General features: G+C 69.6%; 1 protein-coding gene. It reads right to left on the bottom strand.

The window, feature by feature from the left end:
• Positions 1–608: ketoacyl-synthetase C-terminal extension domain-containing protein (locus NP777_RS47105; protein ID WP_305890877.1), on the bottom strand; the 608-nt coding region annotated here is incomplete at both ends.

The following is a 608-nucleotide window of genomic DNA, read 5'->3' as shown; positions in this document are numbered from 1 at the left end:
GACCCTGCGTGTCCGCCCGTCCCACCACATCGCCACCGGCCACCTCACCCCCGGCCACGGCCGCCAGCCCCGCCAGCGCCTCACTCCGGTCCCCTGCCAGCACCACCGCACGTTCCGTCAGCCCCGCCCGCGACGCCGCCAAGGATCTGGCCAGCTGGTTCAGTTCCGCATCCGGGCGTAGATCCACAAAGTCCAGTAGCCTCCGCGCCTGCCCTCGCAACCCGGCGCCATCAGAGCCCGAAACGACCAAGGGCACCACACCACCCACAGCCGCCACCCCCGGCGCCCCCGGCGCCACCTCAACCACCGCTTCCGGCGCCTGCTCCAAAATCACGTGAGCATTCGTCCCACTCACCCCAAACCCCGACACCCCAGCCCGCCGCGGACGCCCCACCTCCGGCCACACCCGCTCCTCAACCAACAACTCCACCGCACCCGACGACCAATCCACCTGCCGCGACGGCTCATCCACATGCAACGTCCTCGGCAACACCCCCGCCCGCAACGCCAACACCATCTTGATCACACCAGCCACACCCGCAGCCGCCTGCGCATGACCAATATTCGACTTCAACGACCCCAACCACAACGGACGCCCCGCGGGCCGA

The organism is Streptomyces rugosispiralis, assembly GCF_024505145.1.
In the GTDB taxonomy this organism is placed as follows: domain Bacteria; phylum Actinomycetota; class Actinomycetes; order Streptomycetales; family Streptomycetaceae; genus Streptomyces; species Streptomyces rugosispiralis.
Note: the sequence above shows the minus strand (reverse complement) of the source record. Positions and strands in the feature narration are given on the sequence as shown.